The organism is Burkholderiales bacterium (assembly GCA_035543335.1).
Classification (GTDB): Bacteria; Pseudomonadota; Gammaproteobacteria; order Burkholderiales; family JAHFRG01; genus JAHFRG01.
The window spans coordinates 1-15,662 of the sequence record DASZZH010000024.1 but is presented as its reverse complement, the minus strand read 5'-3'; the positions used below and the strand labels follow the sequence as shown (position 1 = coordinate 15,662).

The following is a 15,662-nucleotide window of genomic DNA, read 5'->3' as shown; positions in this document are numbered from 1 at the left end:
CCTCACTTCGCCCCCGTACTTCTTCGCCAGCACCATGGTCATCGCCGCCGTCAGCGTCGTCTTGCCATGATCCACATGCCCAATCGTCCCCACGTTCACGTGCGGCTTGGTCCGCTCAAACTTGCCTTTTGACATGATGATGTCCTCTTATTTCTTAACGTCTTTGCCGGTAAATTTATTGATGATGGCCTCCGCAACCTGCTTCGGCGCTTCCACATAATGCTTGAATTCCATGGTGTAGGTGGCGCGTCCCTGGGTCAGCGAGCGCAAGGTGGTGGAATAACCAAACATTTCCGCCAGCGGCACCTCGGCCTTGATGACCATGATGCCGGCGACGTTTTCCTGACCCTGCACCATGCCGCGCCGCGAACTCAAATCGCCTATCACGTTGCCGACGAAATCGCCGGGGGTCTCCACTTCCACCGCCATCATCGGCTCGAGCAGCGTCGGACTGGCCTTGCGCATGCCGTCCTTAAAGGCGAATGAGGCCGCCATCTTGAACGCGTTTTCGTTGGAATCCACTTCGTGGTAGGAACCGTCAAACAGGGTGACTTTCACATCCACTACCGGAAAGCCGGCGAGCACGCCGTTGGGAAGCGTCTCGACCAGGCCCTTTTGCACCGCGGGGATATATTCGCGCGGCACCGCGCCGCCCTTGATGGCATCCACAAATTCATAGCCCTTGCCCGGGTTCGGCTCCACTTTCAGCCACACATGGCCGTATTGGCCGCGGCCGCCGGATTGCTTGATGAACTTGCCTTCGACGTCGTCCACCATTTTCTTGATGGTTTCGCGGTATGCGACCTGGGGCTTGCCCACGCTAGCTTCCACGCCGAACTCGCGCTTCATGCGGTCAACGATGATTTCGAGGTGCAGCTCGCCCATGCCGGAAATAATCGTTTGCCCGGATTCCTCATCGGTGCGCACGCGGAACGAGGGATCTTCCTGCGCCAGGCGATTGAGCGCGATGCCCATTTTCTCCTGGTCGGCCTTGGTCTTCGGTTCCACCGCCTGGGAAATCACCGGCTCGGGGAATACCATGCGCTCCAGCGTAATGACTTTCCCCGGGTCGCACAGCGTGTCGCCGGTGCTCGCTTCCCTGAGCCCCACTGCGGCGGCGATGTCGCCGGCGCGCACTTCCTTGATTTCATCGCGCTGGTTGGCGTGCATCTGCAATAGCCGTCCGATGCGTTCCTTCTTGCCCTTGATCGGGTTGTAAATGGTGTCGCCGGAGGTCACCACGCCGGAATAGACGCGGAAGAAAATCAACTGCCCGACATAGGGGTCGGTTGCAATCTTGAACGCCAGCCCCGAGAACGGCTCGTCGTCGGAAGCATGGCGCTCGCCGGGCTGGCCGTTTTCCAGCTCGCCTTTGATCGCAGGAATGTCCCCCGGCGCCGGCATATAGTCTATCACCGCGTCCAGCATTGCCTGCACGCCCTTGTTCTTGAAGGCGGAACCGCACAGCATGGGCACGATTTCGTTGTTGATGGTGCGTTGCCGCAGGCCTTTCCTGATTTCCTCCTCGGTAAGCTCCACTCCTTCGAGATACTTGTGCATCAGCTCTTCGGAAGCCTCGGCGGCGGACTCCACCATTTTCTCTCGCCAGTGCTTGCACTCCCCCAGCATATTGGCTGGGACATCGCGTATCTCGAATTTCATGCCTTGAGTGCTGTCGTCCCAGTAAATCGCCTTCATTTTCACCAGATCGACCACGCCTTCGAATTTTTCCTCGGCGCCAATCGGCAGTTGAATCAGAACCGGATTGGCTTTGAGGCGGGATTTCACCTGGTCGTAGACACGCATGTAGTTCGCGCCCTGGCGATCCATTTTGTTGACGAACGCCAGGCGTGGCACGCGGTATTTGTTAGCCTGGCGCCAGACGGTTTCGGTCTGCGGCTGCACCCCGCCCACCGCGCACAACACGGTGCAGGCGCCATCGAGGACGCGAAGTGAGCGCTCCACTTCTATGGTGAAATCCACGTGCCCCGGGGTGTCGATGATGTTAATGCGATGCTCGGGATGGTTGTGATCCATGCCCTTCCAAAAGCAGGTGGTGGCGGCGGAGGTAATGGTAATGCCGCGTTCGCGCTCCTGCTCCATCCAGTCCATGATGGTAGTACCGTCATGCACCTCGCCCAGCTTGTGGGAGACGCCGGTGTAAAACAGGATGCGCTCGGTGGTCGTGGTCTTGCCGGCATCAATATGCGCGGTGATGCCGATATTGCGATAGCGCTCGATGGGGGTTTTGCGTGTCACGGCTAAATTCATCCTAGAGGGTTACTGCGATTAGAAGCGATAATGCGAGAAGGCTTTATTGGCTTCCGCCATACGGTGCACTTCCTCGCGTTTCTTGATGGCACCGCCACGGCCTTCCGCCGCTTCAGCGAGTTCGCTCGCCAGCCGCGCACCCATGGATTTTTCGCCGCGGCCGCGCGCCGCGTCCCGCAGCCAGCGCATCGCCAGCGCGGTGCGCCGCACCGGGCGCACTTCCACCGGCACCTGGTAGTTGGCGCCACCGACGCGGCGACTTTTCACTTCCACCATCGGCCGCACATTGGAAATCGCTTGGCTGAACACTTCAATCGGGTCCTTGCCGGTCTTCTTCGCAATCTGTTCCAGCGCGCCGTAAATAATCCGCTCCGCGACCGATTTTTTGCCCCGCGTCATGAGCACATTGACAAACTTGGCCACATCCTGGTTGCTGTACTTGGGATCGGGCAGTATGTTGCGCTTGAGAATTTCTCTGCGTCGCGGCATGGTTTTAACTGTCTGGGCAGGATCTATATATAAGGTCTGAACGTCAGGTGGCCTTGGCCAGTTTGGCGCCGTATTTGGAGCGGCCCTGCTTGCGGTCCTTCACCCCGGCGGTATCCAGGCTGCCGCGCACCATATGGTAGCGCACGCCCGGCAGGTCTTTCACGCGGCCGCCGCGAATCAGCACCACCGAATGCTCCTGCAGGTTATGCCCTTCGCCGCCGATGTAGCTGATCACTTCATGGCCGTTGGTGAGCCGGACTTTCGCCACTTTACGCAGCGCCGAATTGGGCTTTTTCGGCGTGGTCGTATACACGCGTGTGCAAACGCCGCGCCGCTGCGGGCTGTTGCCCAGCGCCGGCACCTTGCTTTTTGGGCGCTGCGCCGTCCTCGGCTTGCGTACCAATTGGTTGATTGTCGGCATTTAACGTCCGTCTCTAAAAAATACGGACGGCGTTTGTCTAGCGCCGCCCGAAAAGACTGTGGATTTTATTGACTTAACAACAACCTGTCAAGCCGCGTGCTCCTCTCCTTGCGTGGTTGTCGCGCTTTCTGCACCCGCTGGTGCCTCAGTCGCGGCCCCCACCGCTTGCTTGCGGCGGGCGTTGTGATAGGCAAGCCCGGTGCCGGCGGGAATCAGGCGGCCGACAATCACGTTTTCCTTCAAACCGCGCAACTCGTCCTTCTTGCCCATGATCGCCGCTTCCGTCAGCACCCGCGTGGTCTCCTGGAAGGAGGCCGCGGAGATGAAGGAATCGGTCGAAAGCGAAGCCTTGGTGATGCCGAGCAGCATGTAATCGAAGACCGCGGGTTTCTTGCCTTCCGCCACCACCTTGTCGTTTTCTTCCAGCACTTCGGCGCGTTCCACTTGCTCGCCCGGAATGAAGTCAGTGTCGCCCGGATCCACGATATGCACGCGGCGCAGCATCTGTCGCACGATGACTTCGATGTGCTTGTCGTTGATCTTCACGCCTTGCAAGCGGTAGACGTCCTGCACTTCGTCGGTAATGTAGCGCGCCAGCGCTTCAACACCCAGCAAGCGCAGAATGTCGTGCGAGTCGGCAGGACCGTCCACGATAATCTCGCCCTTGTTCACCACTTGGCCGTCGTGCGCCATCACGTGCTTGTCCTTCGGTATCAGGTATTCGTGCGCGACGCCGTCGAGATCGGTGATCACCAGACGCTGCTTGCCCTTGGTGTCCTTGCCGAACGACACCGTACCGGTGACTTCCGCCAGAACGCCGGCATCTTTGGGCGAACGCGCTTCGAAGAGTTCGGCCACGCGCGGCAGACCGCCGGTGATGTCACGGGTCTTGGAGGTTTCCTGCGAAATGCGCGCCAGCACTTCGCCCACGCTCACCTGCTGCCCGTCTTTCACGGTAATGATCGAGCCGATTTGGAAGGTGATGTTGACCGGTAAATCGGTGCCGGCGATTTTCACGTCCTTGCCCTTTTCATCGAGCAGCTTCACTTGCGGGCGCAGGCCCTTGGCTTGCGACACACCACGGCGCTTCGGATCGATCACCACCAGCGTGGAAAGGCCGGTGACTTCGTCGATTTGCTTCGCCACCGTCACGCCTTCTTCGACGTTCTCGAAATGGATGCGACCGGAGTGTTCAGTGATGATGGGACGGGTGTGCGGATCCCAGGTGGCGAGCACCATTCCCGCCTTCACCTTGGTGCCGTCCTTAATCATGAGGGTCGCGCCATACGGTACTTTATGCCGTTCGCGTTCGCGGCCGTTGTCGTCCTGGATAAGCACCTCGCCGCTGCGCGAAATCGCCACTTGCTCGCCCTTGGCGTTGGTGACGTAGCGCATGATGGAGCTGAAGCGCACGGTGCCGTTGGATTTCGCATCCACCTGGCTCACCACCGCGGTACGCGAAGCCGCGCCGCCGATGTGGAAGGTGCGCATGGTCAATTGCGTGCCCGGCTCGCCGATGGATTGCGCGGCAATCACGCCCACCGCTTCGCCTACGTTAACCAGCTGGCCGCGGCCCAAATCACGCCCGTAACACTTCGCGCACAGGCCGTAGCGAGTCTCGCAAGTGAGCGGTGTGCGCACTTTCACTTCGTCTATACCCAGCGTTTCAATCAGCTCGAGCAAATCTTCGTCGAGCAGCGTGCCGGCATTGATTACGGCTTGCGTGGTTTCGGGATGCAGGATGTCGATTGCCGCCACGCGCCCGAGAATGCGCTCGCGCAGCGCCTCCACCACTTCGCCGCCTTCCACCAGCGCCTTCATCGACACGCCCTGCGTGGTTTTGCAGTCTTCTTCGATAACCACCAGGTCCTGGGTTACGTCCACCAGGCGACGCGTCAGGTAGCCCGAGTTTGCGGTTTTCAGGGCGGTATCAGCCAGGCCCTTGCGCGCGCCGTGGGTGGAAATGAAGTACTGCAATACGTTGAGACCCTCGCGGAAGTTCGCGGTAATCGGCGTCTCGATAATCGAGCCGTCTGGTTTGGCCATAAGCCCGCGCATGCCGGCGAGCTGGCGGATTTGCGCCGCCGAGCCGCGCGCGCCGGAGTCCGCCATCATGTAAATCGAATTGAACGATTCCTGGCTCAGCGAATTGCCCTTCTTGTCCTTCATCGGGCCCCAGGTGTTCTTCTTGGCGTCCCATTCCATTATCGGCTCGGTGCCAAGCTGCTCCATCATCGCTTTCGCCACCACGTCGCCGGCGCGGCCCCAGATGTCCACCACCTTGTTGTAGCGCTCGCCTTGTGTGACCAGGCCGGAAGTGTATTGCCCCTCGATTTCCTGCACTTCTTTTTCCGCAGCGGAAATGATCTCGTTCTTCTGCGGTGGCACCTGCATGTCGTCCACGCAAATCGAGATGCCCGCCTTGGTTGCCAGCGTGAAGCCGGAATACATCAGCTTGTCGGCGAAAATCACCGTTTCGCGTAAGCCGCAGCGGCGGAAGCTGGCGTTAATCAGCTTGGAGATTTCTTTCTTTTTCAACGGCTTATTAATGAGATCGAACGGCAGCCCTTTCGGCAGAATGTCGGATAGGAGCGCCCGCCCCACCGTCGTGTCATGGCGGGTGATTTTTTCCTTGAATTCGCCGTCGGCGTCTTTCTCGTATTCCTTGATGCGCACGCTGATTCGGGCGTTCAGTTCAACCTGGCGCGAATCATAAGCGCGCGACACTTCGGCGACATCGGCAAACTGCATGCCCTCGCCCCAAGCGTTGATTTTCTCGCGCGTGGCGTAATAAAGACCCAGCACGATGTCCTGTGACGGCACGATGATCGGCTCGCCGTTGGAAGGCGAGAGCACATTGTTGCTGGAAAGCATCAGCGTGCGCGCCTCCATCTGCGCCTCGAGTGACAAAGGCACATGCACCGCCATCTGGTCGCCGTCGAAGTCGGCGTTGAACGCCGCGCACACCAGCGGATGCAGCTGGATCGCCTTGCCCTCGATCAGCACCGGCTCGAACGCCTGTATCCCTAAGCGATGCAAAGTCGGCGCGCGGTTCAGCATCACCGGGTGCTCGCGGATGACTTCTTCGAGAATATCCCACACTTCCGGCACTTCGGCTTCTACCAGGCGTTTCGCTGCCTTGATGGTGGTGGAAAGCCCCAGCACTTCCAGCTTGTGGAAAATGAACGGTTTGAACAGCTCCAGCGCCATTTTCTTCGGCAGACCGCATTGATGCAGCTTCAATTGCGGGCCGACCACGATCACCGAGCGGCCGGAGTAATCCACGCGTTTTCCCAGCAGGTTCTGGCGGAAGCGGCCGCCCTTGCCCTTGATCATGTCGGCGAGCGATTTCAGCGCGCGCTTGTTGGCGCCGGTCATGGCCTTGCCGCGGCGGCCGTTGTCGAGCAGCGAATCCACCGCTTCCTGCAGCATGCGCTTTTCATTGCGCACGATAATTTCCGGCGCCTTAAGCTCCAACAGGCGCTTCAGGCGGTTGTTGCGGTTGATGACGCGGCGGTATAAATCGTTCAAATCAGAAGTGGCAAAACGTCCGCCATCGAGCGGCACCAGGGGGCGCAGCTCCGGCGGCAGCACCGGCAGCACTTCCATAACCATCCAGTCGGGCTTGATGCCCGACTGGTGGAACGCTTCCAGCACCTTGAGGCGCTTGGCGAGCTTCTTAATCTTGCTGTCGGAACCGGTCGCGGCCAATTCCTTGCGCAGGTTTTCAATTTCCAGATTCATATTCAGATTGCGCAGCAATGCGCGTATGCCTTCCGCGCCCATGCTCGCGGAAAACTCGTCGCCATATTCTTCGACCTTGGCGAGATAATCATCCTCGGAGAGCAGCTGGCAACGGGTAAGCGGCGTCATGCCGGGGTCGGTCACCACATAGGCTTCAAAATACAGCACGCGCTCGATGTCCCTGAGCGTCATGTCAAGCACCATGCCGAGGCGCGAAGGTAGCGACTTCAGGAACCAGATATGCGCAACCGGGCTTGCCAGCTCGATGTGCCCCATGCGTTCGCGGCGCACTTTGGACAGGGTCACTTCCACGCCGCATTTTTCGCAAATCACGCCGCGGTGCTTGAGGCGCTTGTACTTGCCGCACAAGCACTCGTAGTCCTTGACCGGGCCGAAAATCTTGGCGCAGAACAGGCCGTCGCGCTCCGGTTTGAAGGTGCGGTAATTGATGGTCTCCGGTTTTTTGACTTCGCCGTACGACCAGGATCGGATTTTTTCCGGCGACGCGAGGCCGATTTTGATCGCGTCAAACTCTTCTTCCTGAGTGACCTGCTTGAACAAATCCAGCAATGCTTTCATCTGCGACTCCTAAAATTTGGCGTCAGCTTCAATACTTCAAAACCTGTTAACCGGCACGGAGATCGAGAATCTTCAGAGTTGATGCCTTGTGCCTCTGTTGTGGTTAAGAGCGTTTAAATCAAAACCGATCCAGATCGATGTCGATCGCCAGCGAGCGGATTTCCTTCACCAGCACGTTGAACGACTCCGGCATGCCAGCGTCGATCTTGTGCTCGCCCTTGACAATGTTTTCATAGACCTTGGTGCGCCCGGACACATCGTCGGACTTGACGGTCAGCATTTCCTGCAGCGTGTACGCCGCGCCGTAGGCTTCGAGCGCCCACACTTCCATCTCGCCGAAGCGCTGGCCGCCGAACTGCGCTTTGCCGCCCAAAGGCTGCTGGGTGACCAGGCTGTACGGACCGGTGGAGCGCGCGTGCATCTTGTCGTCCACCAGATGATGCAGCTTCATCACGTGCATATAGCCCACGGTCACCGGACGGTCGAAGAGCTCGCCGGTGTGGCCGCTATAAAGCGCGATCTGTCCCGAGCGCGGCAGGCCCGCCAGCTCCAGCATGTTCTTGATTTCATCTTCGGTAGCGCCGTCAAACACCGGGGTCGAAAACGGCACGCCCTCCTTGAGATTGTCGGCAAGATTCATCACTTCCTCGTCGGACAGCGCCGCGATGTTCTCGCTTTTACCGCTCGAGTTGTAAATCAGGTTGAGCGCCTTGCGCAGGTCGGAAACCTTGGCGTGCGCTTTCAGCATCTCGCCGATTTTCTGCCCGAGGCCTTTTGCCGCCCAGCCCAAATGCGTTTCGAGAATCTGGCCGACGTTCATCCGCGAGGGCACGCCCAGGGGGTTCAATACGATGTCCATCGGCGTGCCGTCAGCCATGTACGGCATGTCTTCCACCGGCACGATCTTGGAAATCACGCCCTTGTTGCCGTGACGGCCGGCCACCTTGTCGCCGGGCTGCAGGCGGCGCTTGACCGCGAGATACACCTTCACCATCTTCTGCACACCGGGCGGCAACTCGTCGCCGCTGGTGAGTTTCTTCTTTTTTTCCTCATAGGCGGCATCGAATTCCTTGCGTTTCTGCGCGATGCTTTCCTTCAGCTGCTCAAGCTGGCGCGCCGCCTGTTCGTTGGCGAGACGAATGTCGAACCAGGAATGGCGCTCCACTTCGGCAAGATAAGACTTGGTGAGCTTGGTACCCTTGGAGAGTTTCTTCGGGCCGCCAGTGGCGGTCTTGCCAAACAGCAGCCGCTCGATCCGGCCGAAAGCGTCGTCTTCGACAATCCGCAACTGATCGGCCAAATCCTTCTTGTAGCGCTTGAGCTCATCGTCGACGATTTGCTGGGCGCGCTTGTCGCGTTCGATGCCTTCGCGGGTGAACACCTGCACGTCGATCACCGTGCCCGACATGCCGGACGGCACGCGCAGGCTGGTGTCTTTAACGTCGGACGCCTTCTCGCCAAAAATCGCGCGCAGCAGTTTTTCCTCGGGCGTGAGCTGCGTTTCGCCTTTCGGCGTCACTTTACCCACCAGCACATCGCCCGCCTCGACTTCGGCGCCGATGTAGACGATGCCCGATTCATCGAGGCGCGACAGCATCGTCTCCGAAAGATTGGAAATGTCGCGCGTGATTTCTTCCGACCCCAGCTTGGTATCGCGCGCCACGACCGACAATTCCTCGATGTGAATCGAAGTGAAGCGGTCGTTCGCCACCACTCTCTCGGAAATCAGAATCGAATCCTCGAAGTTGTAGCCGTTCCACGGCATGAAGGCGACCAGCAGGTTTTGCCCCAGCGCCAGCTCGCCGATGTCGGTGGATGCGCCGTCGGCAACCACGTCGCCGCGGGCAATCGCATCCCCCACCTTGACCACGGGGCGTTGATTGATATTGGTATTTTGGTTGGAGCGGGTGTATTTCACCAAATTATAAATATCCACTCCCACTTCACCGGCGCGGGTTTCGTTGTCGTTCACCCGCACCACGATGCGCGAGGCGTCCACATAATCCACGCCGCCGCCGCGGCGCGCCTGCACCGCAGTGCCGGAGTCCACCGCCACGGTGCGCTCGATGCCGGTGCCAACCAAGGGCTTCTCCGCGCGCAGACACGGCACCGCCTGGCGCTGCATGTTGGAACCCATCAAGGCGCGATTCGCGTCGTCGTGCTCAAGGAACGGTATCAATGACGCCGCCACCGACACGATTTGCGACGGCGCCACGTCCATGTACTGAATGCGGTCGGGCGTGGACATGGCGAACTCGTTATGATGGCGGCAGGATACCAGTTCGTCCACGAACTTGCTCTTTTTGTCGAGCGCGGCGTTCGCCTGCGCGATCACGTACTGCCCTTCCTCGATCGCTGACAGAAAATGAATCTCGTCGGTCACCTTGCCGTTGACCACCTTGCGGTACGGCGTCTCAAGGAAACCGTACTGGTTGGTGCGGGCGTACAGCGCCAGCGAATTGATAAGGCCGATGTTCGGGCCTTCCGGCGTTTCAATCGGGCACACGCGGCCGTAGTGCGTTGGATGCACGTCCCGCACTTCGAAGCCGGCGCGCTCGCGCGTGAGGCCGCCCGGCCCCAGGGCAGACACGCGCCGCTTGTGGGTGATTTCGGAAAGCGGGTTGGTCTGGTCCATGAACTGCGAGAGCTGGGAAGAGCCAAAGAACTCGCGGATTGCCGCGGACACTGGCTTGGCGTTGATCAAGTCGTGCGGCATCAGGTTTTCCGATTCCGCCTGCGACAGCCGCTCGCGCACCGCGCGTTCGACGCGCACCAGTCCCGCGCGGAACTGGTTTTCCGCGAGTTCCCCCACCGAGCGCACGCGGCGGTTGCCCAAGTGATCAATGTCATCGATTTCGCCGCGGCCGTTGCGCAGCTCCACCAGGATCCTGATGACATCCACGATGTCCTGGTTGGACAGCGTACTCGTGCCGCTGAGCTCGTTGCGCCCGACGCGGCGGTTGAATTTCATGCGCCCCACGGCCGAAAGGTCATAGCGCTCATCGGAAAAGAACAGGCCGTGGAACAGGGTTTTCACCGCTTCTACGGTCGGCGGTTCGCCGGGGCGCATCATGCGGTAAATCGCCACCTGCGCCGCGATTTGGTCGGCGCTTTCGTCCACGCGCAAGGTCTGCGAAATATAGGGGCCTTGATCGAGATCATTGATGTAAATGGTGGAGATTTTGCCGATCTGCGCTTCCTGCAATTTGTTGAGCAGGATTTCGGTGATTTCATCGTTGGCTTGCGCGACAATCTCGCCGCTTTCCTTGTCCACCACGTTGTGCGCCAGCACGCGCCCAGTCAGGAACTCCGGCGGCACGCTCATTTTCTGCAAGCCGGCCTGCTCCATTTCGCGCACATACTTGACCGTGATGCGCTTGTCCTTGGGCACAATCAGCTTGCCGCCCCTGGTGGTGATGTCGAAGCGCGCCACTTCGCCGCGCATGCGCTCGGGCACCAGTTCGAATTGAATTCCCTTCTTGCTGATGTGGAAAGTGTCGAACGCGAAGAATTCGGCCAGAATCTGCTCCGGCGTCATGCCGATGGCTTTCAATAGCGTCGTCACCGGCATCTTGCGCCGGCGGTCAACGCGGAAATACAGATAATCCTTGGGATCGAACTCGAAATCCAGCCACGAGCCGCGGTAGGGAATCACCCGCGCGGAGAACAGCAGTTTGCCGGAGGAGTGGGTCTTGCCGCGATCGTGCTCGAAGAACACGCCGGGCGAACGGTGCAGCTGCGATACGATGACGCGTTCGGTGCCGTTGATCACGAACGAGCCGGTTAAGGTCATGAGCGGAATCTCGCCCATGTACACTTCCTGTTCCTTCACTTCCTTCACCGACGGCTTGCTGGCCTCCCGGTCCATGATGGTCAGCCGCACCTTGGCGCGCAGCGGCGCAGCGAAGGTGAGCCCCCGCTGCTGGCATTCCTTGACGTCGAACGGCGGCGTGCCCAGCGCGTAGCTCACGAAATCCAGCCGGGCGTTCTTGGAGTGGCTCTCGATCGGGTAAATCGAAGTAAACGCGGCCTGCAGCCCTTCGTTCTTGCGCTTTTCCGGCGGAACCTCAGCCTGCAGGAAGGAAGCGTACGAATCCAGCTGCGTGGCGAGAAGAAACGGCACCGGCAGCACGCTGGCGCGCTTGGCAAAACTCTTGCGGATGCGTTTCTTCTCGGTAAATGAGTAGCTCATATCAACTCCAGATAGTTAAACGCCGGGGCGAAGTGTAAACAAAACTTTCACGTTGCCGAATGCAAAAATGCACTTAAACAAAAGCCAACAGGCTGGCGGTTTCCCGCCAGCCCGTTTCCCGCGCCATGAAGTACACGCTTACTTGATTTCACAAGTCGCGCCGACTTCGGTCAGTTGCTTGACGATATTGTCGGCGTCGGCTTTGGACACGCCTTCTTTCACCGGCTTTGGTGCACCGTCCACCAGGTCCTTGGCTTCTTTCAGACCCAGGCCGGTCACCGCGCGCACTACTTTAATCACGTTGACCTTGTTGTCACCGATAGTTTTGAGAATCACGGTGAATTCCGTTTTCTCTTCGGCCACGGCGGCAGCGCCATCCGCGGCCGGCGCCGCGACCGCCGCTGCGGCAACCGCAGCAGACACGCCGAACTTCGTTTCCATCTGCTTGATGAGCTCGGCGAGCTCCAGCACCGTCATATTTGCAATTGCATCCAGAATGTCGGCTTTAGCAACAGCCATGATTTTCTCCTAGTAAAAAATGTTGATTCAGTCGCGTAGTCCGTCACTGCTTAACGCGCTGGTCACGAACGGCGGCTAGCGTGCGCACAAATTTGCCCGGTACTTCGTTTAGAGTCCGCACAAATTGCGCGATCGGCGCCTGCAGCGTACCTAGAAGCTTCGCCAGCAGTTCCTCGCGGCTCGGCATCTTGGCCAGGCTGACGACGTCCTTCGCGCTCATCACGAAGTTGGCCATCGCACCGCCCTTGATGACGAAGTTCTCGTTTTCCCTGGCGAATTCATGCAGCACTCTCGCCACCGCCACCGGATCGGTCGAAATGCCATAGGCCAGCGGACCCTTCATGTAGTCCGCCAAGCCGGCAAACGGCGTCTCCGCCACGGCGCGGCGCGCCAAGGTGTTTTTAAGCACGCGGAAATACACGCCCGCGACGCGCGCTTTCGCGCGTAGACGGGTCATATCACCAACTTCCGTGCCGCGATACTCGGCGATGATGACGGTCTGAGCCTTGGCAAGCTGGGCGCTTACCTCGGCCACGACTGCCTTTTTCTCTTCAAGATTTAGACCCAAGACCTATCCCTCCTTGACTTGTAACCGGCTGCGTCGCCGCAACCGAAACTCACTTAAGCGACCTTCGATCAGGTAATGCAAATCCTGCTGTCGGGTACGCCATCTGCGTTGGGCGTTCGCCAGTGAGGGGTAAGGAGTGAGGTGTGAGGAGTAAAACCCGTCCTCACGGCCTACATTTCCTCGTTCCCACACCGCTGCACCGATGTAAGTCATCGAGTTACCCGAGGAAGCCAAGAAATGAGCGCTGTACTCCTCACCCCTTACACCTTACTCCTCACTCAACAACCCCAACGGTCTTTGACAGCGCGGCTGATTACCTAGATACATTAGCCAGCCCCAAAGCCCGCATGCGGGCGCAACGCCCGCGAAAATTTTTCCTTATGTCATGCTCGCCTGGTCCACCCGGATTCCCACCCCCATGGTGCTGGAAATGGAAATCTTCTTGAGGTAGATGCCCTTGATGCCCGAAGGCCGGGTCTTGTTCAGCGCTTCAATCAGCGCCAGAAAATTCTGGCGCAGCGCATCCTCAGTAAACGAGGCGCGGCCGATCGTGCATTGCACGATGCCGGCCTTGTCGGTGCGGTATTGCACTTGTCCCGCCTTGGCGTTTTTCACCGCCGCAGCGACGTCGGCGGACACTGTCCCCACCTTGGGGTTGGGCATCAGCCCGCGCGGGCCGAGAATCTGGCCCAACTGACCGACGATACGCATCGCATCGGGCGAGGCGATCGCCACATCAAAATCAATCTTGCCGCCCTTGATTTGCTCGGCAAGATCTTCAAAACCGACGATGTCGGCGCCGGCGTCCTTCGCCTGCTTGGCCTTGTCGCCCTGCGCAAACACCGCGATACGCACTTTCTTGCCGGTGCCGGCGGGCAGCACCACCGAACCGCGCACCTGCTGGTCGGATTTCTTGATATCCACGCCGAGATTGATGGATACGTCAACCGACTCGTCGAATTTGGCGGTGGCGGTTTGCTTGACCATCTTCAGCGCGTCGGGCAGCGCATAAGGCTTGTTGCGATCAATCTTGGAAGTAATCAGCTTGTAACGTTTGGACGTCATGTCACACCCCCTCGACTTCCACGCCCATGCTGCGCGCGCTGCCGGCGATGGTGTGCAACGCGGCATCCAGGCCGGCTGCGGTCAAATCGGGCATTTTCATCTTGGCGATTTCTTCGGCCTGGGCGCGCGTGATCTTGCCTACCTTGTCGGTGTGCGGACGCGGGCTGCCTTTTTCAATTTTCGCCGCTTTCAGGATAAGCACCGACGCGGGCGGCGTCTTCATCACGAAGGTGAAGCTCTTGTCCTGGTAGGCGGTGATCACTACCGGCACCGGCAGGCCAGGTTCCATTTTCTGCGTGGCGGCGTTGAACGCCTTGCAGAATTCCATGATGTTGAGTCCTCTCTGGCCGAGCGCGGGACCGATGGGCGGGCTGGGATTGGCCTTGCCCGCCGGAACTTGCAGCTTGATGAAGCCGACGATTTTCTTTGCCATATGCTTGCTCCTTAAAACGGGTCCGAACGGGACGCGCTGTCCCTCCCCAAAAATTGGTGAACGGGTGAACAAGTGAACGGGAAAAACCGTGTCCGTGCCACTTATTCACTCGTTCACTTGTTCACTCGTTCACGCTTTTTCAACCTGTCCAAAATCCAGCTCGACCGGCGTGGAGCGGCCGAAAATCGAGACGGACACGCGCAACTTGCTCTTGTCGTAATTCACATTCTCAACGTTGCCGTGGAAATCATTGAACGGTCCTTCCCTCACGCGCACGACTTCGCCGATTTCGAACAACACCTTGGGCTTGGGTTTCTCCACGCCCTCCTGGATCTGCTGCAGGATGTTCTGCACTTCCTTTTCGCTGATGGGCGTGGGCTTGTTGGCGCTGCCGCCGACAAAGCCGGTAACTTTCGGCGTACTTTTTACCAGATGCCAAGTTTCGTCGGTCATTTCCATCTCTACCAGCACATAGCCAGGGAAAAACTTACGCTCGGAAATGCTTTTCTGGCCGCTTTTCATCTCCACCACTTCTTCTACCGGCACCAGAATCTGCCCGAACTTGTCCTGCATGCCGGAACGCTGGATACGATCGGTAAGCGCACGCTGCACGCTTTTCTCAAAGCCCGAATAAGCATGAACCACGAACCACCGTTTCGCCATTATTCGCTTCGCCCCATCAGCAATCTCACCGCCCACAGCAAGACGGCATCCACCCCCCACAGGAACAATGCCATCACTACCACGAACAGGAAAACCACGCCGGTCACCTGCAAAGTTTCCTTGCGCGTCGGCCACACCACTTTTTTGGTTTCTTCGACCGCTTCCTGACTGAAGGCATAAAACTGCTTGCCGGGAGCGGTAAACCAGGTAATCGCCGCCGCCAGCCCCAGCCCAACCAGGATGGGCGCGATGCGAATGATGGTCGCGCTATCCGCCAGATAGTAATAACCGGCTATCCCTGCAGCGACCAGAAGCAGCGCCGCCGCCAGTTTGATCTTGTCTGCCATGTTTTCAATTACCCCGGCTCTCGCTTGTATGTCCCGCCAATCCTGGCAGGCCAGGAGGGTCTCGAACCCCCAACCTTCGGTTTTGGAGACCGACGCTCTGCCAATTGAGCTACTGGCCTAAAATCGGTGAAGGAGCGAATGAGGTGAATGAGTGAAGGAGCAAAACCGGTCTCAGCGGCACCTGCTACCTCTTCACTTCATTCACCCTTTCACTTCATTCACTCTTGCACTTACTCAATAATTTTCGCCACCACGCCGGCGCCCACGGTGCGGCCGCCTTCGCGAATGGCAAAGCGCAAGCCCTCCTCCATCGCAATCGGGGCAATCAACTGCACCGTGACGGAGACGTTGTCCCCCGGCATCACCATCTC

General features: G+C 59.0%; 13 protein-coding genes and 1 tRNA gene. All 14 read right to left on the bottom strand.

Translation table 11 applies throughout. From position 1 onward, the window contains the following. On the bottom strand, positions 1-135 hold a 135-nt coding region (locus tag VHE58_05040), incomplete at its 3' end, for a GTP-binding protein (GenBank protein HVS26645.1). Positions 136-147: 12 nt separating this feature from the next. Further along, positions 148-2,259 carry an elongation factor G gene (gene fusA / locus VHE58_05035; GenBank protein HVS26644.1) on the bottom strand — a complete coding sequence of 704 codons (2,112 nt, stop codon included), beginning with the start codon at positions 2,257-2,259 and terminating at the stop codon, positions 148-150. 30 nt (positions 2,260-2,289) lie between these two features. Next, a complete protein-coding gene (gene rpsG, locus VHE58_05030; protein HVS26643.1) occupies positions 2,290-2,760 on the bottom strand; it encodes a 30S ribosomal protein S7 in 471 nt (156 codons plus the stop codon). A gap of 43 nt (positions 2,761-2,803) precedes the next feature. Further along, on the bottom strand, positions 2,804-3,181 hold the full coding sequence (gene rpsL / locus VHE58_05025) for a 30S ribosomal protein S12 (protein HVS26642.1): 378 nt from the start codon (positions 3,179-3,181) through the stop codon (positions 2,804-2,806). Positions 3,182-3,268: 87 nt separating this feature from the next. Further along, entirely contained in the window at positions 3,269-7,504 is a 4,236-nt protein-coding gene (gene rpoC, locus VHE58_05020; protein HVS26641.1) for a DNA-directed RNA polymerase subunit beta', read from the bottom strand. Between the two features lie 118 nt (positions 7,505-7,622). Then, positions 7,623-11,696, bottom strand: coding sequence for a DNA-directed RNA polymerase subunit beta (gene rpoB, locus VHE58_05015; GenBank protein HVS26640.1), 4,074 nt, complete (start codon positions 11,694-11,696; stop codon positions 7,623-7,625). Between the two features lie 138 nt (positions 11,697-11,834). Next, on the bottom strand, positions 11,835-12,215 hold the full coding sequence (gene rplL, locus VHE58_05010; protein ID HVS26639.1) for a 50S ribosomal protein L7/L12: 381 nt from the start codon (positions 12,213-12,215) through the stop codon (positions 11,835-11,837). A gap of 43 nt (positions 12,216-12,258) precedes the next feature. Further along, complete coding sequence (gene rplJ / locus VHE58_05005; protein HVS26638.1) at positions 12,259-12,783, bottom strand: 50S ribosomal protein L10; 525 nt, start codon at positions 12,781-12,783, stop codon at positions 12,259-12,261. A 378-nt stretch (positions 12,784-13,161) separates the two neighbouring features. Further along, positions 13,162-13,848 carry a 50S ribosomal protein L1 gene (rplA, locus tag VHE58_05000; GenBank protein ID HVS26637.1) on the bottom strand — a complete coding sequence of 229 codons (687 nt, stop codon included), beginning with the start codon at positions 13,846-13,848 and terminating at the stop codon, positions 13,162-13,164. A gap of 1 nt (position 13,849) precedes the next feature. Then, positions 13,850-14,281 (bottom strand): 50S ribosomal protein L11, encoded by a 432-nt coding sequence (gene rplK, locus VHE58_04995; protein HVS26636.1) that lies wholly within the window; start codon positions 14,279-14,281, stop codon positions 13,850-13,852. Between the two features lie 129 nt (positions 14,282-14,410). Beyond that, complete coding sequence (gene nusG / locus VHE58_04990; protein ID HVS26635.1) at positions 14,411-14,944, bottom strand: transcription termination/antitermination protein NusG; 534 nt, start codon at positions 14,942-14,944, stop codon at positions 14,411-14,413. Next, complete coding sequence (secE, locus tag VHE58_04985; GenBank protein ID HVS26634.1) at positions 14,944-15,291, bottom strand: preprotein translocase subunit SecE; 348 nt, start codon at positions 15,289-15,291, stop codon at positions 14,944-14,946. The genes nusG and secE overlap by 1 nt, the downstream gene beginning before the upstream one ends. Positions 15,292-15,334: 43 nt before the next feature. Beyond that, positions 15,335-15,410, bottom strand: a tRNA-Trp gene (locus tag VHE58_04980). A 111-nt stretch (positions 15,411-15,521) separates the two neighbouring features. After that, the coding region (locus VHE58_04975; GenBank protein ID HVS26633.1) for an elongation factor Tu at positions 15,522-15,662 on the bottom strand (141 nt) is incomplete at its 5' end.